This window comes from Prosthecobacter fusiformis (genome assembly GCF_004364345.1).
Taxonomy (GTDB): domain Bacteria; phylum Verrucomicrobiota; class Verrucomicrobiia; order Verrucomicrobiales; family Verrucomicrobiaceae; genus Prosthecobacter; species Prosthecobacter fusiformis.
The window spans coordinates 1277389-1301713 of the sequence record NZ_SOCA01000001.1 but is presented as its reverse complement, the minus strand read 5'-3'; the positions used below and the strand labels follow the sequence as shown (position 1 = coordinate 1301713).

The following is a 24325-nucleotide window of genomic DNA, read 5'->3' as shown; positions in this document are numbered from 1 at the left end:
AGCAAGGTTCAGGGACTCAATCTGCGCCAATAAATGAAGGCGATAGGGAACATGGAGATGCATTGGGTTGCAGCCAGGACCAGGATATGCCGGTCTGGAGTGCGAATGGCGATGGATAAAAAGATCACCGCCATGAGGGAAGCGGTGCCCACTAAAAAGACCGCTGCCGGGGACAGCCATTGCCTCCCAGGCGGGCACTCCTGGTCCACCAGATCCAAAAAGTGCCAGGCGACGAAGGCGAGGATGATGATGGAAAGATACGCATTCGTGTCTGCGAAGCGGTCGGAGTAGCCAAAGTTATAAGCTCCGTGAGCCACGACCACCCCCAGGAATGTGATAATGAACCGGTCAGCCGTGCCAAAACGTGAGCGCCACAATTGATAAAAAGCATGGGTGGAGATGCCTGTGAGCGCTGCATGGAAGAAATTCGCCGTGAAGAAGCGTGTGAGGGGAACCCCGTCATCCCCACGGAGATAATAACCGATGTTTTCCTCCAAGGCGAAGCCCAGGCCGACAAAGGCTCCGATCATCAGCGCACCACCTGCTGGTCTCTTGATGAGCAGCCAAGGCATAAAAAGAGAGGCGAAGAGGAGTTTGCATAGCTCCTCCCTCATCCCGACGCCGCCAATTTGGTACCAGAGATCCTGCGGAAAAGGACCGTCCTCCTTCATTCCCAGGGTGAATTCCTGCCATGAAGAGATGAAAAAAACGGGCCAGACACTGAAGATGCCTGCCAGCAAGGGAAGCAGTGGGAATACCCACCGCCAGGTACCACGCAGACCATGCAAGACCAGAATGACATACCAAATGGCAGCCGCCAGCAAGGCCACGGCGAGGGTGCCGCCGGGAGCCTCCAGTATAAATCGATAGGCCAGCATGCTTTGGAGCTGCAGCCGGAAATCTCCCAGCTCCGATGCGGCAGCGCGGCGTAATTGGGCAGGCATGGTGGACCACCAGTCTGGCTGGTCCGCGATCAGCCTCATGGCGGGCAGATCCTTCTGCACCAAAGCGGTATGCAGTGCGGCTTCGCGAACGAGGGGGCTGGGGAAAAGGGTCGCCTCCCGCATGAGTGCGGCCAGTGACCGGGATGGAGATAGCTCGGCCAGTTGAAAAGATTCGATGAGAGGCGCGGTGATAAGAGGTGCTGGCAAAGCAGCCTGTTCACTGAGCCAGCGGGAGGTCTCCACATCCCGGTTTAGGGATGCCTGGATGTAGTTTTCCCAAAGTAGAACGACAGCAGGATCGGCACTGTGTTTTTCCAGCAAAGGACGTACTTCATGTCCGGCTAGGCGGCCATCGGTCTTGTAGTCGTCCCAGGTGGTGGTTTTGATGCCGAGGACGCTGCATAAATGATGAATATTATCCGTCGCATGATGCAGCCAGCGGACGAGTTCATGCGGGGTCGGTTTGTCCGCGCGGTTAAGTACTTGCCACTCCGTGCGCAATTTTTGCTCCAAAGGATCTGTGGAGGTGAACTGGCTGGCATCGGGAGTAAGTACGATGATCAGCAGAGAAAGCAGGAAGCCGGCGGTGGCGATGGCCAGAGCGAGTCGCTTGAGAAAGCCACTGTTGCGGCTCCAGTAGTGGATTTGGGAGCGCCAGCCGTGGATCATGAAAGGGGGGCGGTGAGGTTAGAATTTGGTATCTTGCCGTGCAGAGCACAGATGGCGGCTTCGTTCGTGGAACAGAGACCTTTTTCAGTGATCAAGCCTGTCACCAGACGGGCCGGTGTGACATCAAAGGCATAATTGGCCGCTGCCGAACCTGGAGAAACAATACGCAACGTCTCAATGCTGCCACTGTCGGTGATGCCTTCCATTTCAGTCACTTCATCCGGAGCGCGCTGCTCAATGGGTATGCCTTTGACACCATCGCTAAGGGTCCAGTCAAAGGTGGAGCTGGGCAGGGCTACATAAAACGGGACGCCGTTGTCCATGGCAGCGAGCGCTTTTAGATAGGTGCCGATCTTGTTAGCAACATCCCCAGTGCGCGTGACCCGGTCCGCTCCCGTGATCACCAGATCCACCATGCCCTGCTGCATGAGGTGGCCGCCGGTGTTATCGGCAATGACGGTATGCGGCACTCCCTGCTGGGCCAGTTCCCAGGCGGTGAGGCGGGCACCCTGGTTCCTCGGGCGGGTTTCATCCACCCACACATGGATGGGGATGCCTGCGGCGTGGGCTGCATAGATGGGGGCTGTGGCGGAGCCGTGGTCCACAAAGGCCAGCCAGCCGGCATTGCAATGGGTCAGCACCTGAACAGTCTGTCCTGGCTTGCGGGCTGAGATGGCCTGGATGATTTCCAGCCCGTGCTGGCCGATGGCGGCGCAGGAGGCTGCATCTTCATCCGCAATCGTCTCGGCGGTGATGCGTGCGGTTTCGATCCGGTTTTGAAATCCTGCGGCCTGGATGGCGGCAAGCTGGCGGTTCACGGCCCAGCTTAAATTGACGGCCGTTGGCCGGGTGGAAATGAGGCTGTCCGCCAGGCTTTGCAGTTCTTTTTGCGTCGCTGCCTCCTGTGCCGCCAGCCACATGCCGTATCCAGCGGTGGCCCCGATCAAGCCCGCGCCGCGCACGGCCATATCGCGGATGGCTTCAGCCACTTCAGCGACGGTGTGTAGGTCCAGCAGATCAAAGGTCCAGGGCAGCCGCCGCTGGTCAATGATGCGCACTGACGCCTCATGGAGCCAGATGGTACGGTAGGGGATGCCGGAAACGAGCATGGGCGGACTGACGGGAGAGGCGGCGGCGGTGCAAGGAAGATGTTGTGCCAGATTGCGGCAGAAATCTTGCACCACAGGCCTCCCCCGTCCACGGTGCCAGATGGCCTCCCTGGCAGACGATCTTATTTCCCTCATCGGTGCATCCCGCGTATCCTCCACCGCCGAGGATCTCGCCACCCACAGCACAGACAAATGGTTCGCATCCAACCCGCCGGAGGTGGTCGTGCATGCCGAGTCCACAGAGGATGTCTCGAAGGTGCTGAAGTACGCCAATGATCACGGCATCCCTGTCACTCCCCAGGGATCCCGGGTCGGATATGTAGGTGGCTGTGTGCCACTCCGCGGCGGCATCGCCCTGTCTTTGGCCAGGATGAACCGCATTGTGGAAATCAACATCGCCGATGGCGTGGCCGTGGTGGAGCCAGGTGTCATCACGGGGGAACTGCAGGCTGCCGTGCGCGAACTGGGCTGGTTTTACCCACCTGACCCCGCCAGCCTGAAGGAGTGCAGCCTGGGCGGAAACATTGCCACCAATGCAGGCGGCCCGCGCTGCCTGAAGTATGGTGTCACTCGACACTATGTGTTAGGCCTAGAGACAGTGCTGGCGGATGGCTCCATTGTGAAAGCAGGGGGCCGTTGTCATAAAAACAAGACGGGTTTTGACCTCGTGGGTCTCATGGTCGGCAGTGAAGGCCTCCTCGGCGTGGTCACCCAGGCCACCCTTCGCCTGATCCCGCACCCGCCCATGCGTGCCATGCTCTCGGCCGGTTTTGATACCTTCGCTGAAGCCGCCAATGCCGTGCAGCGCATCCTGAATGCCGGATTTTTGCCGAGTGCTCTGGAGATCGCCGATAAGTTCACTCTGCGTGCCGCCCGGGATTATCTTGGCGAATCCGTGACGCCACAGGGAGATGCGCATCTGCTGGTGGAGATCGACGGCCAGGAGGAATCCGTCAAAGGAGAGCTGTTGACGCTTGCGAAATTGGTTAGGGAGCTCGGTTGCATTTCCCTGGAAGAAGCACTGGGTGAAGAGGCATGTGAACGTTTCTGGAAACTGCGCCGTGAGTTCAGCTACAGCCTGCGCAATACCGGGCTCATCAAGCTGAATGAAGACATCGTGGTGCCCCGCAGCCGACTGGTGGACTTGGTGGAATTTGCCGAAGCTTTACAGTTGGAGTGCGGTTTCCCTATCGCCAGTTTTGGCCATGCGGGGGATGGCAATATCCACGTCAACATCATGGTCTTGAGTATGGATGACCCCGTGCTGCGTGCCCGTGCAGAAGACGCCCTGGATAAGCTGTTCCGCCAGGTCATCGCCTGGAATGGAGCCATCACCGGCGAGCATGGAATCGGCATCGCCAAGGGCCGCTGGTTCCCTGAAGCATTATCGGAGGAAGCGCGCGATATGCATTCGCGGTTGAAGAAAGCCCTGGATCCTAAGGGCATCTTGAACCCAGGCAAATTCGTCGCCTGAGTTCGGCGAGGCGAAAGTGACGCATGTCGTCTTTCACATAGAGTTTGTCGTGGAGTTGAGTTGGCAGGCTCGGTTAGTATAGGCTGACTTAGCCCAAACACGGATCCACATGCGCCTCGAAAACAAAGTCATCCTCATCACTGGCAGCGCCACAGGCATTGGCAAAGCCATTGCCAAACGTTGTGTCGCAGAAGGTGCACGAGTCGTCGTGCATGGCCTGGAGGTGGATTTGGCGGCAGCGGTGGTGGCTGAGCTGGGGGCGGCCAATGCGGTGTCACACATCGAAGACCTAACAAGTGAAGGTTGTCCTCAACGCCTCGTGGATCTCGCGATCAAAACGTTCGGGAGGCTGGATGCCATTGTCAACAACGCGGCCATGGTGACCCAGGGCAACATCCACAACACGGATGCCGCCTATTTCATGAAGATGATTTCCGTGAATACGTTGGCCCCGTTTCTACTCATCCAGGCCGCGCTGGAAGAGCTGTCAAAAACGCGTGGCAGCGTACTAAACATTGGCAGTGTCAATGCCTGGAGCGGCGAGCCGGATCTCCTTCCCTATAGCATCTCTAAAGGCGCACTGATGACCATGACGCGTAACCTGGGCGATACCCTCATGCGGGAAAATGGCGTGCGTGTGAACCAGATCAATCCCGGCTGGGTGCTCACAGAAAACGAGGCCAGGCGCAAACGCGAGCATGGTCTGCGCGAGGACTGGTATGCAGACCTTCCAAAGATGTATGCTCCCTCTGGGCGCATCCTCTGGCCGGAGGAGATCGCCGCCGCCGCAGTCTATTGGCTGGCGGATGAAAGCGGTCCTGTCAGTGGTCAAGTGATGGACCTTGAGCAGCACCCCTTCATGGGGCGCAATCCGCCCAAGGACAGCTCCACCATCCCCTCCAAGTAACAATTTTATCCCATGCCTAAGCTCGCTGCCTTTCCCAAAGCCTTCATGCAGGCGCTCTGCAAAGATGGAACAATGACCGTGTCCGAATGGATCAGCCTCGCCTCGAAGCTCGATATTCAAGGGCTGGAATGGTATGCTGGATTCCTTGAGATGGCAGACGAGTCTAACTGGTCGCGTTTACGCCAAGAAGTGGAGGATACAGGCAAGGTCATCCCGATGATGTGCTGCTCCCCGGACTTCACGCATCCTGATAAAGCTTTCCGTGAAAAGGAGATCGCAAAGCAGAAGCGCTGGATTGAGATGACCCACACGCTGGGCGGCAGTTATTGCCGGGTGCTTAGCGGTCAGCGCCGGCCTGAGCTGAGCGTGGATGAAGGCGTGAAATTCGCGGCGGAGTGTATTCATTCCTGCCTGCCGTATGCGCAGGAGCGCGGCATCACGCTCATCCTGGAAAATCATTACAAGGACGACTTTTGGGATTACCCGGAGTTCGCTCAAAAGATGGAAGTCTTTTGCCAGCTTGTGGCTGCTGTGGAGCATCCAAACTTCGGAGTTAATTATGATCCTAGTAACACGTATTTGGCCGGTGAAGATCCCATTGAGCTATTGAAGCGCGTTTCCCACCGTGTGGTCACCATGCATGCCAGCGACCGCTATCTCGCGGAAGGTACCATTGAGGATCTGCGCAAGGAGGAGGGCGGGGCTCAGGGATACGCCAAACGCCTCCGGCATGGAGAAATTGGCAAAGGACTCAATGACTATGACGCCATTTTTACCGAACTCAAAAGCAAGGGGTTCGATGGCTGGATCAGCATTGAGGATGGAGTCGATGGAATGGATCAACTGGCGCGTAGCGTGGACTTTTTAAAAAGGAAGATCGCACAGCATTGGCCTGCATAACTCGGTTAATTGAGGATTCCATTGGTTAGGCCAGTATCAGCTTCTGGAGATAAAAAAATCTCCCGACAAGGCTGGTTCGCACATGGGCTGCGAATACTGGATGACAGACTAAACCAACCTGGAAACTTTATGAAAACTAAGATGAACCGTCCTTTTGAATCCGGCAAAATCGGCTGGATTTTCCTCTGGCTGATCGGGATTCCTGTCCCAATCTTGCTCGTTCTTTTCTTTCTCCGCGGCTGTACGTAATCAGCCTTTGCTAGTGGATTAGGATCGCCTGAGGAGCGGCTCTCCTCAGGCGAAAGATTTGCGTTTTTTCTAAAGATCGGGGCTGATATATAAAGCGCTGAAGCGGATGTCGGTATTGCGCTTGCCCTCAAAGGAAACGTGCACACAGATTCGCTTTGGCAATCCCGAAGCCCCAGTCTTACCCTTCCATTCAACGGGAGTTTGAAAGCCGCTTTTTGTAACGATAGCAGCATTTTTGCCTGAGTATCCAGGGACAGGTCTCTCCTGAGCGTCTAACAGCTCAATCTTGAGGGAAGCTTCATTACCCAAGCCCTCAGCATTAACATAAAAGCGTGGAGAGCTGCCTGTCCTCACATCAATCGCCTTGGTGATGAATTCGCTGGTGACCTCTGGAAGCTGGTAATCACCTGGACCTTCGCCCGATTTTTCTACAACGAGATCGCCAAAGCGGTCACGAGGCAGGACCGCGATTCCAACGCCACCACGCAGTGGCTCCTCTTCCCAATGGCGCGGATCCCAGGCCCCGTAGTAAACAAAGGTCTCATCGCCGATGTTCTCAAAACCTTGACCTTGAATAAGGCCGCCCTGATCCCACTCGCCATCCTTGCCTCGTTCCAAGAACAATCGCTCATAGGCAGGCTCGCGGAAGTGAACACCGTTATTGCTAACCACGAACCCGAGATCAATGGACACATCTTTCCATTCCTTGGCCCCGTGCCAGACGCCGGAAATACCCAGCAGGATATTCCCCCGGTTCCATACGCTGATGCCTTCATGCGTTTGTTCCCCTTCGCGGCTGCGACCTGGGCCTAACAAAGTGTTTTGAGCCGTGCGGGTAAAGGCCAGACTGCTGGTCTGCGACCAATGGTAGAAATCTGGGGAGCGATAAACACGTGCCACACGCCCATGATAGGGACGGGGAGCGTCCATGGAGTTCTGCCCCGAGGCATAAAACATGCCATCCCATTTATATAGCCCACCCGAAGGTTCAAAGTGAATACCTGGAAGAAGGACGTCCTTCTTCTGCAACTCTGCCTTCTTAGTGATGATCTCCCGTTCACTCCTCCACGTCAGACCGTCTGCACTGACAAAAGGCATCAGAGTGCCCAGGCGAGTGTTGTGCCGGAAGTAAACGTGGGAAGAGATTTTGTAGCGCCGGGCGGGATCTGGATCTTCTGGGTCGAGGAGCACCTTGACGTTGACGAAACCAAAAGGGGCAGGTTGCGTAAGGATGAGATTGTTGTTCTTGTTGCCTGCGAATTCGACCAGGCCAAGGTTGGGTTTGACCCAGTTGAGACCATCGTCGCTTTCCGCATAGGCGGCGCGCCAGCGCGATGAGGCCACCTTGTTGGTTTTGTCATCATCGAAGGCCACATACCATAGGCGATATTTGTTATTTTCACGGATGATGGAGCCGTAAAACTGAACCCCTTTCGCATCCGGCGTGCCCGCTGCACCTCGGGTAAGCACAGGATTACTCGGATGCTTTTTTGGACTCCGCATTTCCATTCGCAGGTTTTGGACATGGGGTATGGAGACATTGTCAAAAGCGAAGAGTGTCGTGACTTGGGTTTCGTCAAACAGCTCCTCTGCCATGCCGCTGGAAGCAGTCAGAAAAGCCGTTATTAGAATGGTGGCAATGAATCTGCCTTGAAGGAGAATAAAGTGATGAACAGTCATCGGTTGCATGCCTTTATCACGGGACGGACAGGTGTATTTCTTTCACGGGGGGCACAACTCCCCGGCACCAGTGCGGTGAGGTATCAGCTTGGGATGTTAATTGTTAGCCCAGAGTTATGTCATCTCAGTGAGCTTGATGCGGCGCACAGTTTTCCCTGGTGACCACACTCCCTCCGCCAGTAAGCTCCAGGGGCGTGCTGGCACCCCACATTCCTGGCGTTGAATCATCCCCACCACGGCATCCACGGCCATACGTCCGATGAGGGCCGGATCTTCGTCCATGCCGCTGACGGCATTCGGCATGTCAGGAATGGAGGCAGCGGCCAGACCGATATGCTTCGGCACCTTCAGGCCGACATTGGCCAGCCACTCCGTAACTTGGTTGATCCAGGCCGGTGAAACGATCACACTGTCGGGGCGTTCAAGGTCTAACCAAGATTGAAATGTGGGGGCATCAAAGACATCCGCCAGCAGCGGCTCCAGGCTTTCTCCCCCGGTTTCACGCTGGGCGATGAGGTAGCCACTGAGGTAGTTCTGGTCCACCCGTGCATTGTTGGCTGAGGGCAGTGCCAGGCCGATTCTCTGGTAACCCAGGGCATGCAAACGATGCACTGTCTGCTTCATATTTCGAGACTGATGATTCATCACCACATGCATTTGTGGCTGCCGCAAAGAATAGCCCAAAGCCACCGAGGAGAAAGGTTTCCAGTCGAACTTGATTTCACCGTGCGTCACGGGCAAAGGCGCGATGATGATTCCCTGAATGCCACGGGCCAGCAGGATTTGGGCGGCCCGTTTCGGGCTAAGCCCTGGCTCATTTAGCCAGAACGGCTCCAGTTGATAGCCAAGCTCATTGGCCCTCACTTCGGCTCCATGGAAATAACCTTCTGCGTGAATCATGCCTCGCCATCCATCCGCTGTGGAGAAGGTCGTCAGCCAGCTCAGTGTTCCCTGAAACTGCCGCGTACGCCCCTGAATACGGTAGGCATTCAGAGCCGCCAGCGCAGGGTCGGGCCGGTAGCGATGCTTTTCCGCCAGCTTGCGAATCTTCACGCGGGTGGCTTCGGGAATGGAGGAATGCCCCCGTAAAGCCAGGGACACCGTCATCGGAGATACTCCGGCCATCAGTGCCAGATCACGCTGAGAGATACGGTTTTTCATGAGCTCATATAAAGCCTCTGTTTTCACTTTACAGTAAAAGTGGAATGAAGCTGTTCTTGCAAGCTAAGGCGCATTCATATTTGGCTCAGAATGACACCACCCTCTTCCCATTATGATGTGATCGTCTCCGGCGGCGGACCCGCAGGCGTGGCCGCTGCCTTGTCAGCGGCACGGCGCGGGGCTAGGACACTGCTGGTGGAGCGCTACGGCTTTTGCGGTGGCATGGCCACGGCCGGTCTGGTGAATCCATGGGCCGGTCACGCCTGGCATGACCATGTGGATGAGCAAGGAGGCAGGCGGGCCTCATTGACTGGCGGCATCTTTAAAGAAGTCGCGCTCAGGTTGCAGCAGGGCGGGGGATATGGCTCAGCACTTTCGGATTCAGCCTTTGATGAGGAGCTTCTCAAAAGAGTGTATGACGCCCTGTTGATGGAGGCTGGCGTGATCGTTCGTTATCACTCTTACATTACAGGTGTGCAACTTGAAGGACGACGTTTGCTATCCATCAGTCTTGCTTCCAAAGGCGGCAGCGAAAGCTTCTCCGCGAATAATTTTATCGATGCCTCGGGTGATGCGGATCTGGCCGCCCTGGCCGGGTGTGGTTTTACCATAGGCCGTCCTGAGGATGGCCTCACCCAGGCCATGACCGTGAGCTTTCGCATGGCCAATGTGGACAAGAGCGCCATGCTGGCCACTGGCAGCCTGCGCAAGGCCCGCGCTTTGATAGAACCTTATTTTCAAAAGGCCCTTGCCGCCGGGGATCTGCACTATCCTTACCGGAACTTCATCCACTTCTACGACTACCCTAGGCCGGGCGTGCTTCATTTTAACATGACCCGCATCAATCATGTGTCCGGACTGAGTGCTGAAGATCTCTCTGCTGCGGAGATGGAAGGCCGCCGCCAAGCCTATGTGATGTCGGATTGGTTGTGCAAAGCGGTGCCCTGTTTCTCCGAGGCTTATCTTGAAAAAATCGCCTGCCAGGTCGGCGTTCGCGAGACCCGGCATATCCACGGTCTGCACACCATGACACAGGAAGACATTGTCCAGGCGCGCAAGTTCCCGGATGGCATCGCCCGTTCACGTTATTTTATCGACATTCATAATCCGGCAGGTGCCAAGGACGTGCATCAGCAGGAAGGTGCCAAAGGCCAGGTGAAAGCCGAGTATGGTCCCCCCAAGGATGACTATTACGAAGTCCCTTTCCGCAGTCTGGTCCCTGTGGATTGCCCAAATCTTCTCGTCGCCTGCCGTGCCCTTTCAGCCACCCATGAAGCCGCAGCAGCAGTGCGGGTGATGGCCACCATGCATGGCATTGGTGAGGCTGCAGGCATCGCTGTTGCTGAGGCGACATTGCGTCATTGTGCCGTATCCGAAATTCCTGGGGAATGGGTGCGGGATCAAATCCCGTATATGGCAGAAGGTCCAGATTTCGGCCCACCTTGGAATGGATCATCTTCGGCCTAAAATTCTTATTCAAAAATCATGAACCTCCACTGGGTAGATCTGCTGGTCATCATCGCTTACTTCGCGGTGACATTGACCGTGGGCCTGTGGTTCACCCGGAAGAGTCGCAGCACGGACCGCTATTATTTGGGGGGACGTAACTTTCCGGGCTGGGCTGTTGGTCTCAGCTTTATCGGCGGCACCATCAGTTCAATGACGTTCATCGGATATCCGGCGGACAGCTTTAAAACATCTTGGGTGCGGTTGCTGCCCAATCTCGCTTTCCCATTCGTCGCACTGCTGGCCGCATGGGTATTCATCCCCTTTTTCCGCCAGGGAAAAGTGACATCCGCTTATCAGTATTTACACCTTCGGTTTGGCGCACCGGTGGCTGCCTATGCCGCGTGTGTTTACATGGCAGCGCAGATTGTGCGAATGGCCACCATCACCTATTTACTGGCAGTGTTACTTGCCAGTCTCTCAGGTCTTGCCGTCCCCTGGTGCATCGTGTTGGCTGCCGGTCTAACCGGTCTGTATGCCACGATAGGTGGCTTCGAGGCTGTGATCTGGACGGAGGTTTTGCAAACCGTAGTCCTCATTCTCGGCGCGTTGGTATGCGTGGTGGTTGTTCTAAATGCTGTGCCTGGTGGATTCGGTGAGGTGTGGTCCCAGGCCATGAATGCGGGCAAAATTTCATTCGATGAACTGAATGTCACTACAGGTACTCTAGAGCCGCTGCGCAGCGGCTGGGCCTTATCAGAGAAAACGATGTGGATGCTTATGTTGGTAGGCGCATCCCAGTACATCGCCGGGCAGTTGGATCAGGATACGGTGCAGCGTTGGTGTTCGGCGAAGTCCGTCAAGGAGGCCCGAAAATCCATGGTGGTACTTGGTCTGGGGGCCTTGCCTGTCTGGACCACTTTCATGTTCCTCGGCACCTGTCTTTGGGTATATTACCAGCAACATCCAGATGCTGCCTCTGCGGCCATCCTTGCCGGATCACGCAAGTCCGAAGACATTCTGCCGCATTTTATTCTCACCGCTTTGCCAGTCGGTATGGCAGGTCTGGTGGTGTCCGCCGCGCTTGCCGCAGGCATGTCCAGCCTCGGCTGCTGCGTCAGTGCCGCCAGCATGGTCTGGGTGAATGACATCCAGCGCAAATATTTGGTTAGGGGACGCAGCGATGGTCATTATTTACGCTCCGGGAAAATCGCCTCTGCCGCATTCACCCTGCTCATGATGGGCGGTGCGGTTCTGTTTCATCTGGCGGATACGAAGACCATCATGGATGCTTCCATAACCATGACAGCCCTGTTCGGGGGCGGTATCTCGGGGGCCTTTCTCTTTGGCATGTTCACCCGTGCCGGAGATCATCGCGCCGTGTTGGTCGGCATCGCCTCAACAGTTGCCTTCACAGGATATGCGCTCCTGATGCAGTTTAAGATCCTGCCTCGCTCCTTTGATCCTTATTATACTTCCATCTTGGCCAACGGGGTGATGCTCACTTCCTGCGCCCTCGCCGCCAAAGCTCTGCCTGCCGCGAACCGAGACCTCAGCCATCTCACCATCTGGGATCGCCCAATGGAAAATCCCAACGACAAAGAGCCTTCATGAAGACCTTTCTGTCCGCCTGTTTTTTCATCCAGCTTCTGCTCTCCAGCAGCATATGGGCTCAAGCACCGAAAACTCAACAGTCGCTTGTGTTTCATCGCGAGGACAGCTTCGCGGGATGGCCTGCCAATGAAGGTCTGTGGAACTGGGGAGATGAAATCCTGGTCGGATTCAATGTGGCTAAATTTGAAGAACGTGGCCACTTGCACAGCTTCAGTGGCCGCCAGCGCATTGCCTTTGCCAGGAGCCTGGATGGCGGCATCACCTGGGCCTTGGAAAATCATGATCACGTCGTGCCCCCAGCCATGTTGGGACAACCAGAGAGTAGCCTCGTCGCCCCTGGTGGAGTGGATTTCACGCATCCTGACTTCGCTATGAAACTGCGCGGTCGCTTTTTCTATACTTCCATCAATCGTGGTCGCCAGTGGCAAGGGCCTTTCAAAATCCCCAGCTTTGGCCAGTCCATGGACGCACGCACCAGCTATATAGTCACTGGCAAAAGCTCCTGCCTATTTTTTATTCCCTGCACGGTTAGCGACGGCCGTGGTTCACGCATTCGCTCCTGTTCAGTGGAGACATTGGACGGCGGCAAAACCTTCCATTTCCTCTCATGGATCGGTCCCGACCCCCTCGATGAAACCATCGGTGAAGTTATTCCAAATGGCGACGATGTCAGCTCCACCATGCCCTCCGTCATCCGATTGGAAAATGGCCATCTCATCTGCGCCTTGCGTCACCGCATCAAGAGCCGCAAGTGGAGCAGCATCCAGCAGTCCTCGGACAATGGACATTCCTGGCAGCCCCTCAGCATCCTCGAAAAAGGTGCCACCAATCCAGTGACCTTGCTCAGCCTGGATGGCGGAAAAGTGGCCGCCATCTATGGCAACCGTCGCAAGGTCCCCTGCAGCATCTCCGCTAAGATCAGTGAAGACGCTGGTGCCACCTGGAGTGAAGAAATCACTCTGCGTGAAGCCGGTCGCAAATGGGATCTCGGTTACACTCGTGCCGCCTTGAGAGACGATGGCCGCGTCACGGTCATCTATTACTATTCGACTCAGGAAAGACCGCAGCAGCACATTGAAGCCACCCTTTGGCAACCGTGATCCAGTTCGAAAAAAGGCATCCTTTCCTCACCACTCCAACCATGAATCGCCCATACATCATCACACTCCTTGCCACGATGCTGGTCTGGACCCTGGCATCTCCCGCCGCCGATCTTGTGCCAAAACCCTTGCTACCCGTGGGTAAATCGCGGCCCTCCCGCAGTTCCGTACTGCTCTTGGGCCAACCGCTGTCCCCAGCCATTGTCGAATCCGTCCAGACATCGATGGAAGACGTCACCACACTCTATCGACTCGATCAAAAAACGGAGACGGTAGAACAATTGCTCGGCCTAATTAAAAGTGCGGAAGGAAAAAGAATGCTCGCCCGCACCTGGCACGTCCTTGTCATCAACCTGTCTGCTGACGGTGATGCCACGACACAAATCCGCACCCGTCTTGAAAAAATCGATGCGCACATTATCTGGCGTGAACCTGGCCAGAAAGCCGATGCCAAATCACTCGAAGAAACGCTGACACAAGCTCTGCTAAAAAACTCCACTCCCTGGGCCACCCTGCCTAAAGACGAAAAGCGCGATCCGGCTCAGCTTTTAAAGCAAGACGGCCTCCTTTCAAATCCCGCCTCCCTGCCGCTCGTCCCATCACAGACATCCATGGTCTTCCGTGCTGAGGAAGGCCAATGGCAGTTCAATCTCCATTCCTACATCGCCCATCATGAAGGCAAATTTTGGGCCACCTGGTCTTCAGGTCGTGTCGATGAAGACAGCAGCAATCAGTTCATCCGTTACGCCACCAGCAAGGATGGCCTGAAATGGAGCGATTCCGGAGTCGTGGCCGGGGATCCCGATGGCGAAGTCGGCCCTCTGCGTTGGCTTGCCTCCGGTTTGTATGTGGAGGATGGAAAACTCTACGCTTTAGGCTGCCTGAACGAAGGCAGCGACAAGAAAGGCAAGATCTGGGCTGAGGCCAAACTCGTACGTCTCCAGTGGACGAAGGACGGCTGGAAAGACCTCGGTGTGTTTGCGGACAACTGCATGGTTTACTTCCCACCCATGAAAGTCGCAGGCCGTGACTTTTTTGTCTGGCGGGATGAGCGGGCACATTTTTTCACCGCCCGTTCCCTTCCTGGAAAAGCGCAGTGGGAGGTGAAGAAGCACCCCAACTTTCCGCCCGATTATCGCATGAGCGAAACCTCATCCTATGCAGATGCGGACGGCACATTACACCTCATCATCCGCGATCAGGCCAAAACTCGTCGGCTTTATCATTCCCTCAGCTTTGATAATGGCGATACCTGGACACTTCCCGTGAAGACCAACTATCCAGATGCCGTCAGCAAAAACATGGCGGGCAGGCTGAGCAACGGCTTGTATTACCTCATCAACAATCCCATGGAGACCGGGCGCGATCCACTGAGCATCAGCGTCAGTCGTGATGGCTGGACCTTCGGTTCCCCCAAAAATCTTCGCGTCGGGTCACCCGCGCGCCGCTATCCAGGCGGTGCCAAAAACGATCACAGCTTTCAGTATTCCCACGCCATCGAGCACGATGGCAAGCTGTGGGTCATCTATGCGACTAACAAAGAGGATATCGAAGTCTCAGCCTTTGATATCGAGGCATTGGTGAAGGAATAGTCGTCCTCAGTCAGAGAAATGACGCATTTCACCTATTCTTTGTCGTGGAGTTGAGCGCGCAAAATTCGTTAAACTCCTCGCAATGAAAGCATTTATTCCTCTTCTCCTCTGTCTATGGATCATTGGCGTCATCCGTGCTGATGATACGGCGAAAATTGCCACCCTGCTCGCCCCAGCCGCCCAGGCAGGCGGCATCGTCACAATTCCGCCAGGCGATTATCATCTGGATGGTGTAGTGCCTATCACGTTATCATCCAACACCACCGTCTCCGCTTACGGAGCGCGCTTTCACCTGCCTGAAAAGTTAGGCGATAAGTCCCGCATCATACTCTTCCAGGGTACAGACCTAGTCCACTTCACCTGGTTAGGCGGCGAGTTCATCGGCCATGTGTTTGACCCAGCCCAGAAGGAGAATGCTTGGGAGCCAAGTGTGAATACCAAAGCCATCGAGATCACCACGACCGAGGGCGGTGCCACGCACGACATCCTCTTTCGGGATGTGAAATCAAACGGCGTCGCCGGTGCCGTCATCGGTGTGCACGGCCTCACCCAAAAAGGCAGAGATGGGCAGGTCATCACCCATGCTGAGAGAGTGGCAGTGGAAAGCTGCACGCTTCTTCGCAGCGGCAAATTCATGTGGGACTACGGTTACCTCTGGCAGATCCTCACCTGGCCTGATGCTTATGAAGCTTGGGAGGTGGAACGCGCAAAGCAATACTTTAGAATGGACATGGTCCACGACAACCTCGTCATGGAGGATGGCGATGATCGAGTGCGGTTTGATAACCGCATCAAGCCATTGGTCGTGAGCCTGACGGACGAGCCTCGCGAGGTCATTACCTTCCTCACCACAGACTTGCCCAAAAACATACTCCATGGACGCCAGTATTTCATTGTCGGGACTAACGAAAAGTATATCAAGATATCTGACCAGCTTGGTGGTCCGCCTCTGAAATTTGATGGAAACGCAGGACCCGCCACCAGTTTGTGCTACAACCTCTCCGCCTGCTATTCCGCCTGGGCACCCACCGGAGCCGGCCCTGGCAAGGGAGCCTTTGATATCACTGGCACCAAAGATGTCCGCGTCACTGGCTGCCAGCTCAGCGCCCTGGGCGACACCATGCATATCCAGGGTTGCCGCAACATCGTCTTTGCGAATAATCAGATCCTCGGCTCTCGCATGGGGGCCTTTTTCCTGGCCGAATTTTGCCAAAATGCCACCATCACCGGCAACCTCATCGATGGAACCAATGGCTCCCGTGTCATGAGTGTCGAAAAATCCTGTACCGACGTCACCATCACCGGCAATACCTTCCGCAACGGCGGCCGTGGAAGCTGGATCAACCAGCCCAAAAACTTCATCCTTCAGGGCAATGTGTTCGTGAACAACACCACCAAAAATGAGCCCGATATGCGCCGGGGCCGCATCGCTTTCCAGACCGGTAAGCCCGTGGCTTTTCCTGAACTCTATTTCACCCTTTATGAAGAAGGTGCCAGTTACGGTCCCGTCATCGTCAAAGACAACGTCTTTGCCCTCGGCGACTCCGCTCCCGAAGACGCCGTCACCTTTGCCCCCAATGGCCGCGATATTCAGATGACCGGCAACGTTTTCCAAAACCGCACTGCTCACATTGTCGTGGATCCTTCCTGCGAGAATCTCATCTTCCGTGAGAACCAGGGAGCCGAGGTCAAAAACGCCCCCGTTGGATTCAATCACGGCAGAAGATAAAGATTTGTTAGGCCGCTCCGCTCGCCGCCTTTTTCAGGATGGCCATGGTGTCATGTTGCCGCTGCTGCACAAATTCACGCGCCTTGGCCGCCTTCTTTCGGGCAGCCGCCGGATCTTTTGCGATGGCCAAAGCCGTCGGGGCCACCCGTGCTAGCTCCTCGGGTTTGTCCAGATCGAACAACCATTCGCCTAGCCCGATGTCCTCCCACATGAAGCCCTTGGTCGTCTGCTCCACAAACCGGCAGACAATCGCCGGAATCCCATTCCCGATGGCCATGATCGGGCTATGCATCTCATTACTCACCAGTCCTGCTGAGCGCACATAGGTGCTGATCGCTTCATTCGTCAGCCAGAAATTTTCCCGCCACACCACCTTTGCCTTCACATCCTCCGGCAGCGGATCCACCAGCAGCTCCTTGCCAGTTTCCATCTGGGTGGAGTCCTCGGGACACACCAATATTTTCATGCCAGTTTCACGCACGATCGCGATCATCGCATCCCGCAGCGGCGCATGGTCATGCTCCTTCATCTCTTCATTTCGCAGGTGCTTGGCTTCGTTAAACTCATAGTTAGGCTTGACCTTCCAGTAGGGGGCGTTGCGCAGGTTGGGCAGGAAGCACATAAACTTTCCCTCTTCCAAACTGTGCTCTTTTAGAAAGGCCAGCGCCTTCTCATCATCGCGCACATCCGCCGCAAAAGCCCCATCCGGACCAAATTCAATCACCGGAGCTTTCACTCCGGCATTCTTCACCACTTCCAGTGATTTCCCATCGCGCAAAAACACAAAGCTCGCTCCGTCTAGCAGCTCTCTGCAATACTCGTCCAGGCCATTGTTGCGCATGATTTTCAGTCCTGGGTCACCCGCCGCCGCCATGGTGATGCCATACACTCCGTAGGGCTTCCCCGTTTCCTTTTTCCACGCCGCCACATCGCGATGCGCCGTCAGATACGGACCCGAGCCATGCACCAGAAAATCACATTCAAAAGCCTCCGCCTTTTCCGTCACAATGCGCAGTTTCGGAAAGCGCTTCCTCAGCATCTCCTCCACCCCGTTGCGCACATCCATCGGCCACAGGGTCACCTCCGCCTCCGGGATATGTTTTTCGATCAGCGCCAGCACCCCCGGCGTGTGGCCGATGTCCCCAATGTTCACCGTCTGCCACGAAGAACGCAGCACGATTCGCGGTGCCCGGCCACCCGCTGCAAACAAGTTGGCAAACACCGCCGAAGCCGTCACGGTAGCAGAGGCTTGGCGGATGAACTGGCGGCGTTTGAGGACAGAAGAAACAGGCATGCACTGAGTCAAAAGCCGTTCATGACTCCCGTCAATAAAGGTATGGCGTGCCAGCTGTAGAAATGCGCACACCTCGAAACCTGCCATGATTCCAAAGGCCCAGCAGGATGGATTGAGATAGCAGCAGAAACACTTGTCTCCAGGACGGAAACCATCATCCTGATGGCGTATTTAGTGTCATCTTCTCTTCCCCTGAAATCCCGCCGTTTCCCCACCGTTCCCTTTTGTCCATGATCCGCCGCTCCCTTACCGCCTGCTCACTCGCCCTCTTTCTCACCTCCTGCGGCGAAGAAAAAAGCTCCGCGCCATCTGCCGCCGTCCCAGCACCGGCCAGTGTCCCCACCACCGCAGCTCAGCCAGCGCCCGCAGCCCCCACAGCAACCTACTGGACCGCTGAAAAGCTCCACACGGAGATCAAATACCACAACCACGAATACGCCGGCAATGGCGAGTTCAGCATTGAGGACGGCCAGCCCATCGCCCTGAACCTCCGCGAGGCTAAAGTCACCAACCTCGTCTTCCTGGAAAAATTAAAACCCCTCGCCCTGGACCTCAGCGGCACACCCATCCAGGACATCCGCCCCCTTAAAGGCATGAAGCTCGTTGAGCTTTACCTCGAAGACAGCCCCGTAACGGATCTCTCCCCGCTGCGTGGCATGCCCTTGGAGAAATTGTACCTCAGCCGTACCCCCGTCTCGGATCTCAGCGCCCTCGAAGGAGCCCCCCTTGTCGAACTGAACGCCGTGGATACCAAAGTCACCGATGTCTCCCCTCTTTCCAAATGCCCCATCCAGATGCTCTGGCTCACCGGCACCCCAGTCTCTAGCATCAGCGGACTGAAAGGCATCCCCCTCGTCTCACTCACCCTGCATCGCACCCAGGTGCAGGATCTGTCCCCGCTCAGCGGCAGCTCCCTTCAGCGTCTTCACATTGGTGAGACTCCGGTGACAGATTTGTCCCCCCTCGCTGGCATGCGCCTGACGCGCCTCGTCTTCACCCCCGCCACCATCACAGCCGGGCTGGATGCCGCCAAGGCACTTCCCCTTACCGAAATCGGCACTCGTTTTGATGAAACCGGCAGCGATCTCCTCCCTCCGGCCGCCTTCTGGGCTCAGATTGGGAAATAAATCATCATTTGTTAGGTCCATTCCACCCATGTCGCCACCACCACTCCCCAGCAAAGACCGGGAACATCTCCGCAGTCTGGTCATCTGTCATTATGTCTGCGCTGGCTTCGGTCTGGCAGGCATGGCCTTCCTCGTCCTGCATTACAGCATCATGAATGCCGTTTTTTCCAATCCCAAACTTTGGGAAAAAGCCAAGGAGCCACCTCCCTTTGATCCCGCACTCATCGTCACCGGCATGCAGTGGTTTTACCTGATTATGGGGGTGATGATTCTCGCCTCCGCAGTGTTGACATTGCTTGCCGGCCTCAGCATCAGGGCCAGGGTTCGTCGAACGTTTTCGATGGTCGTCGCCGGGTTAAACTGCATGCAGTTTCCTATCGGCACCTTGCTAGGTGTCTTTACCCTCATCGTCCTCAGCCGTGATTCCGTGGTCCGCCTGTATGAAATCCAGCAGGCAGACACCAGCCGCTTGCCGAATGAATAAAGCGCTAGCCGCGCGCAATAAATCAGGTCTTCACATCGTCCGCTACGCTCTCTTCACCCACCTTGCGGGGGAAGTGTGAGCAGGTCGTCTCAAAGCACCTGGAAAGCTGCTTTCTTTATATCCTCTGGGCGGCTCTTTTAGAGTTCTACGAATTCGTCGTGAACCTCATTGGCACTACACAATCTGGAAACCGCGCGCGGATTTCCAACGTGCCACCAAGAGCTTGTACAATGGCCATCAAAGTGTCCAAATGCAGGTCGCTGCGGTGCTCGACACGGGAAACAGCGGCTTGCTTGATGCCAAGCTTGGTCCCGAGAACTGTCTGTGATACTCCATGAAGATCACGTAATTCGCGCAGACCAACGCCGCCAGCTTCCGCTTGAGAAGATTCGGCTAGCAACTGAGTCATGCGTTTCAGCGCCAACTCCACGGTTCTATATCGCTCGACTGGCAGTTCCCCATAGACAGGTTCGCTGCTCACCTCTTCAAGACTAAAACCAAGAGTCGGGGTCCATTGCACCACCACGTGGACAGTGCCTGAGGCGATGTCGATCCACCATATGCCGGAAGACTTGCCTCCTCGCTCAATCACGATCTCGGCCTCTGGATAAAGCACTTCAAGGCTCTCAACGAATTGGCGAAGTAGGGTGGGATGTACCTCATTCATAACTGTATGTATATTACACAGATGTAATGTTCGTGTCAATCATTCACCCCGCGGCCGTCAGCACCAAGCTTCGAAAAGTCGATTTGTTCTCCCAATCGGCGCTTTTTGCCATCCTGAATTCCGTAAAGAAAGCGTCTTATCTCGAAAGCCCCATTATTAGCAATGACTGTATAATGTTGCTTGTGACGATATCGTTTGGCATGGGGAAGTGTCGGGATATCTTCTTCCATGTCTTCGACTGGCGGATGCATCCTGCCAGGATGGTCAGGTTCATCTGGAATACCGCTATGAGCGTTTTCTATATCTCTGAAAACTTGCTGTAAAAGACAAAGCGCCTCATCTCTGGTCGTAGCGGCATTTGCTTCCGTCAGGCGCTGATAAATGAGAGAGAGTCGTTCGGCTTTGGTAAGAAGCATTTTGGGCAGGCTTAATTAGCCCCAGCTTTCTCAATCCACTCACGATTACAATCATTAAAGCTCAGAACGTGATTACTTATCCCGAAACATCCCCAGCGCCTGGAAGGGCAGGCTCAGACCCTCTTTTAAAACATCGCCGCTTAGCTTCACGCTGTCTTTCGCTGCCTCGGCACTGCCGCCGATCAGCTTCTTGGCTCCGCCGATGGGGCCTTCGGGTGAGACACGGATGTCATCCAGCGGACCGCTGATTTCCATATCCGTCAGCACATGGCTCAGCGGCAGGGTGATCCTGCCCACGATGCCGCGCAGGTTCGCTCGGGCATGCCCTTGCACCCGGCGTTTGACCAGATCCACCGTGCCGGTTGCAGTGACCGTCAGGGCCTCGCTTCTAGCCTTGAAGGGGTCGATCGTCGCCACTCCATTGTTCATCGTAAAAGTCACTTGAAACGACCCTGCGCTAGCCCTGCCTCGGTCCGGCAGCAGCTTTGGAAAAAGGGCATACGTCTGCTCCAGCAGCGGGATGTGTACCACGGGCGCGTCCGAGAGGACAAGGGTGCCTCCCCCGGTGGAGTCCACGGGGTCATTGCAGATGCTGCCTGCATAGTCCATCGTCAGGTCCGAGTTCTCCAACCCCGACCCCACATTGCCCAGCCAGGGAGAAAGGCGGGCCAGCCGCAGGGACTTCAGGGAAATCTTCGCATCGGTCAGCTTCTGGCCGTCATAGTCAGCATCCAGCGCGAAGGTCCCCTCCAGCAATTTCCCTTTTAAACTGTGGAAATGCCATTGATCCTTCTGATAGGAAAGGCCTCCGGTAATGTTCTCCACATTCACCGGTTGATCCCTCACTATCACCACGATGGATGCTGGGGTCTTGAATTGCGCACTGGCCAGGCTCCATACGGGCGGTTGCACTCCCGTTTGCAGGACAAAGTCCTTCGCCAGGATCTCAGGAAACGTTTTCACCGTGACCCCGGCCGGGATCTTCTCTGCCAGGGCAGGGAACCCCTGCGCCAGTTCCACCAGATCTGCGCTACCGCTAATCTGCTCGATCGTCACGGTGCGCGCCTTCCCTTCATAGCGGCCGATAAATTCATCACTCCGGCCTGCACTGTCGGTGAGTGTTCCCGTCATGATCAGAGGCGTATCCTTCCAGCCTTCGCGTGACAGTTCCACCAATCCGGAACCCTTGAGCAATTTGAGGTTAGCCGTGAGCCTCAGGCCACCTTGGGATGCCTGTCCTTCCACTAGTGCATTTTGCATCGGCAGGCCACGCCAGTTCACTTGGTTGCCTTCTCCTCGGAGATCCACACTCCAGATGGCGGGCGGTGTACGCAGGTCCACATTAAATAGACCTGTGATGCGGAATGGGTCACTGCCCGGTTTGAAGCTCAAGGTTTTCAGTACCGACCTCAGCCCATTCCAGTTTGGATTAAATTCGCTGCTTCCTCCTCCTCCAGTAGCTGTCAAAATTTCCCCCTTCAGTTCAATGACCAAAGGCCCCTGGCGCATACCCAAACCCGCCACTTCAATGGTCCCCTGACGCACCGCAAAGTCCGTGGTCAGTCCCTCCATGGTGACGCTTCCCTGGTCATCATTCAGCACCAGGATCGCGTCCTCCGCACGCCAATGGGTGATGGCAGATTTCGCTGCCCAGACCTCCCGCCAAGGCACATCCACATGCAGCTCGCTGATTTCGAACAAAGGCGGCTGATCCCCGGTGAGCCTGCTCAACGTCGCCTCCTTCAAGGTGATGCCTCCCCACAGGGACCATGACTCGCTTTTGGCATTCAGCACCAGTCCGCGCTTTTCCAGCCGCTCATCTACCTCCTTCCGGGCTTTGCTCACCAGCCATTCTGACCCTCCCCACGCCAGCCCTCCCAATAACACCGCAGCAAGGAGAGGCCAGCGGAGCCTTCGGACAAGAGAGGGATGAGTGCGCAGTGACATATTGGAATGAGTTAAAAGGGCCAAAAAAGACAGGTTTTCCCCAGAGGTTACGCCTCGCGATCTGCAATCGTGATGGGGAAGACTTTTGTTCTGATTGCACAAACAGTGCCGCAGCAGCTCACAGATGTTTTTTGGGCACTTGGCCCAAGTCCACCCCGCACCTCCTTGCGTGAGCTTACTTACCGGATGGATGTTATCCGCAACCCATGCCGCTCTTTGACCTCTTTGAATCCCCCTAGAAGATCTCGGGGGAAATTTTCCCCATGCGTCCCCATCCAGCCCCCATGGGGAAATCAAATCCCCATCTCAATTCTTTGATTCATAACGGGTTAAATCGGAAAATCCCCAAATGGGGAAAAATGTAAATCATCCTCATTTCCCCGCGCCCGGAAAATCTTTTTTCCAAACAACCTCGCAAATGAAGCGCCAGATCCCCACCTCTGTTTCGTTACCACGCCCGACATGAGACTCCACTTCCTCGCCTCACTCCTCCTCACCTCGCTCGCCTCTCTTCATGCAGCGGAGGCTGAAAAGCCTAACATTGTTGTCTTTTACATCGATGACATGGGCTGGGCACAACCGGGGGCTTATGGGGGTAAACTGGCAGCCACCCCGCATATGGATTCCATCGCCGCACAAGGGGTGCGTTTTACCAATGGCTATTCCAGTGGCTGCGTCTGCTCTCCAGGGCGTGTGGGGATGATGACCGGGCGTTATCAGGCCCGCACCGGTCATGATGCCAATGTCGGCCGTCCAGGACGGGAGCTCCTGCTCACGGAAACCACCATGGCTCAGCACCTGAAGCCAGCCGGTTATACCACCGGCATTGTTGGCAAGTGGCACCTGGGAGACACTGCCCCCGAGTTTATGCCGACTTCACGCGGATTTGATTTTGCCATGGGGACTGTCGGCAATCTCGGCGAGGGCAAAGCCCCCGCCTTCTACCACGGGAACGAGTTGCAGGAAGAACTCAAGGGTGCCCCCATCACTTCACCTGTGTATGCCCGAGAGGCCTGTGGTTTTATCGATTCCAATAAGGCTAAGCCCTTCTTTCTATACCTCTCCCTCAATGCCGTGCACACCCCCATCGTCGCTTCGCCGGCCTGGTTGGAAAAGTATAAGCACCTGGACAAGCGGGAGCAGGAATACGCGGCCTTGGTCAGTGAGGCGGATGAAGCCATCGGCACGGTGATGGCCAAGCTGCGCGAGCTGGCCCTGGAGGAGAATACCCTCATCTTTTGCATCAGCGACAATGGCGGTGCCTCGGCCCTTTCGGATAAAGGCGGTTTGCGTGGTGGCAAATGGTTCGTCTGGGAGGGTGGCATCCGTGTCACCTGGATGGTCCAGTGGAAAGGCCGTATTCCTGCCGGTCGTGTCCTGGATGAACCTGTCATCCAGCTTGATGTCCTGCCCACCGCCCTTGCTGCCGCCAATGCACCTGCATCGACCGTGGAACTGGATGGCGTAAACCTGATGCCCCTGCTTGAGGGAAAGTCAGAGAAGCTCGATTCCCGCCCCCTCTTTTTCCGTTTTGGCGTCCAGCATGCCGTGCGCCTGGGGGACTGGAAACTGGTCAAGGCCACCCAGGAAATGGAACCCATGCTGGTCAACCTCTCCACCGATCCTAGTGAATCCAAAGATCTCACTTCCGAAAACCCCGCCAAAAAAGCCGAACTCCAGACGCTTTGGGAAAAATGGGATGCCTCCATGCAGCCTCCCCGCTGGGAAGACCAGCGCTGGAATGGGGCAGAACAGCGCCGACCCAAAAAAGGCAAGGGCAAGGGTAAAAAAGCTGCCCGATAGTCCACTCGCCCCG

At 56.0% G+C, this 24325-nt stretch carries 19 protein-coding genes; 11 read left to right on the top strand and 8 right to left on the bottom strand.

Translation table 11 applies throughout. The annotated features are described in order from the left end of the window. Window positions 1-8: 8 nt before the first annotated feature. Window positions 9-1613: a PrsW family glutamic-type intramembrane protease gene (locus EI77_RS23555; protein ID WP_208300267.1), complete on the bottom strand. Its 1605-nt coding sequence runs from the start codon at window positions 1611-1613 to the stop codon at window positions 9-11. Beyond that, complete coding sequence (mtnA, locus tag EI77_RS05110; RefSeq protein ID WP_133793659.1) at window positions 1610-2722, bottom strand: S-methyl-5-thioribose-1-phosphate isomerase; 1113 nt, start codon at window positions 2720-2722, stop codon at window positions 1610-1612. Before mtnA ends, EI77_RS23555 begins: the two co-directional genes overlap by 4 nt. Window positions 2723-2822: 100 nt before the next feature. On the opposite strand from mtnA, the gene EI77_RS05105 reads away from it, so the two are divergent. The 3 genes from EI77_RS05105 to EI77_RS05095 all read left to right on the top strand — a co-directional run bounded on the left by EI77_RS05105 (window position 2823) and on the right by EI77_RS05095 (window position 6003). Further along, window positions 2823-4196: an FAD-binding oxidoreductase gene (locus EI77_RS05105; protein ID WP_133793658.1), complete on the top strand. Its 1374-nt coding sequence runs from the start codon at window positions 2823-2825 to the stop codon at window positions 4194-4196. A gap of 109 nt (window positions 4197-4305) precedes the next feature. Further along, window positions 4306-5103 carry an SDR family oxidoreductase gene (locus tag EI77_RS05100; protein ID WP_133793657.1) on the top strand — a complete coding sequence of 266 codons (798 nt, stop codon included), beginning with the start codon at window positions 4306-4308 and terminating at the stop codon, window positions 5101-5103. Window positions 5104-5115: 12 nt separating this feature from the next. After that, entirely contained in the window at window positions 5116-6003 is an 888-nt protein-coding gene (locus tag EI77_RS05095) for a sugar phosphate isomerase/epimerase family protein (RefSeq protein ID WP_133793656.1), read from the top strand. Window positions 6004-6321: 318 nt separating this feature from the next. Here the strand turns inward: EI77_RS05095 and EI77_RS05090 are convergent, their stop codons facing one another. After that, window positions 6322-7932 (bottom strand): hypothetical protein, encoded by a 1611-nt coding sequence (locus tag EI77_RS05090; RefSeq protein WP_133793655.1) that lies wholly within the window; start codon window positions 7930-7932, stop codon window positions 6322-6324. A 114-nt stretch (window positions 7933-8046) separates the two neighbouring features. Further along, window positions 8047-9093, bottom strand: coding sequence for a LacI family DNA-binding transcriptional regulator (locus EI77_RS05085; RefSeq protein ID WP_133793654.1), 1047 nt, complete (start codon window positions 9091-9093; stop codon window positions 8047-8049). Between the two features lie 90 nt (window positions 9094-9183). On the opposite strand from EI77_RS05085, the gene EI77_RS05080 reads away from it, so the two are divergent. The 5 genes from EI77_RS05080 (at window position 9184) to EI77_RS05060 (ending at window position 16574) form a co-directional block, all read left to right on the top strand. Then, entirely contained in the window at window positions 9184-10560 is a 1377-nt protein-coding gene (locus EI77_RS05080) for an FAD-dependent oxidoreductase (RefSeq protein WP_133793653.1), read from the top strand. Between the two features lie 18 nt (window positions 10561-10578). After that, window positions 10579-12153: a sodium:solute symporter family transporter gene (locus tag EI77_RS05075; RefSeq protein ID WP_133793652.1), complete on the top strand. Its 1575-nt coding sequence runs from the start codon at window positions 10579-10581 to the stop codon at window positions 12151-12153. Next, window positions 12150-13253 (top strand): sialidase family protein, encoded by a 1104-nt coding sequence (locus EI77_RS05070; protein WP_133793651.1) that lies wholly within the window; start codon window positions 12150-12152, stop codon window positions 13251-13253. Before EI77_RS05075 ends, EI77_RS05070 begins: the two co-directional genes overlap by 4 nt. Window positions 13254-13294: 41 nt before the next feature. Continuing rightward, the gene (locus EI77_RS05065; protein WP_133793650.1) at window positions 13295-14845 is read left to right on the top strand and encodes an exo-alpha-sialidase; all 1551 of its coding nucleotides are present in this window, start codon (window positions 13295-13297) and stop codon (window positions 14843-14845) included. An 82-nt stretch (window positions 14846-14927) separates the two neighbouring features. Then, entirely contained in the window at window positions 14928-16574 is a 1647-nt protein-coding gene (locus tag EI77_RS05060; RefSeq protein WP_133793649.1) for a right-handed parallel beta-helix repeat-containing protein, read from the top strand. 7 nt (window positions 16575-16581) lie between these two features. Here EI77_RS05060 and EI77_RS05055 read toward each other — a convergent pair whose 3' ends face one another. Next, a complete protein-coding gene (locus EI77_RS05055) occupies window positions 16582-17868 on the bottom strand; it encodes a polysaccharide pyruvyl transferase family protein (RefSeq protein WP_133793648.1) in 1287 nt (428 codons plus the stop codon). A 230-nt stretch (window positions 17869-18098) separates the two neighbouring features. On the opposite strand from EI77_RS05055, the gene EI77_RS05050 reads away from it, so the two are divergent. Both EI77_RS05050 and EI77_RS05045 read left to right on the top strand, forming a co-directional pair. Next, on the top strand, window positions 18099-18995 hold the full coding sequence (locus EI77_RS05050; protein WP_133793647.1) for a leucine-rich repeat domain-containing protein: 897 nt from the start codon (window positions 18099-18101) through the stop codon (window positions 18993-18995). A 28-nt stretch (window positions 18996-19023) separates the two neighbouring features. After that, the gene (locus tag EI77_RS05045) at window positions 19024-19479 is read left to right on the top strand and encodes a hypothetical protein (RefSeq protein ID WP_133793646.1); all 456 of its coding nucleotides are present in this window, start codon (window positions 19024-19026) and stop codon (window positions 19477-19479) included. Window positions 19480-19624: 145 nt separating this feature from the next. Here EI77_RS05045 and EI77_RS23550 read toward each other — a convergent pair whose 3' ends face one another. From EI77_RS23550 to EI77_RS05030, 3 genes are all read right to left on the bottom strand, one after another. Next, window positions 19625-20146, bottom strand: a complete 522-nt coding sequence (locus EI77_RS23550; RefSeq protein WP_208300266.1) for a helix-turn-helix domain-containing protein — start codon at window positions 20144-20146, stop codon at window positions 19625-19627. A 35-nt stretch (window positions 20147-20181) separates the two neighbouring features. Further along, a complete protein-coding gene (locus EI77_RS05035; protein ID WP_133793645.1) occupies window positions 20182-20562 on the bottom strand; it encodes a hypothetical protein in 381 nt (126 codons plus the stop codon). Between the two features lie 72 nt (window positions 20563-20634). After that, window positions 20635-22407: a translocation/assembly module TamB domain-containing protein gene (locus EI77_RS05030; protein WP_166647046.1), complete on the bottom strand. Its 1773-nt coding sequence runs from the start codon at window positions 22405-22407 to the stop codon at window positions 20635-20637. A gap of 564 nt (window positions 22408-22971) precedes the next feature. Between EI77_RS05030 and EI77_RS05025 the strand changes: the two genes are divergently transcribed. Beyond that, entirely contained in the window at window positions 22972-24312 is a 1341-nt protein-coding gene (locus EI77_RS05025; protein WP_133793643.1) for a sulfatase-like hydrolase/transferase, read from the top strand. The last annotated feature ends 13 nt before the right edge of the window (window positions 24313-24325 follow it).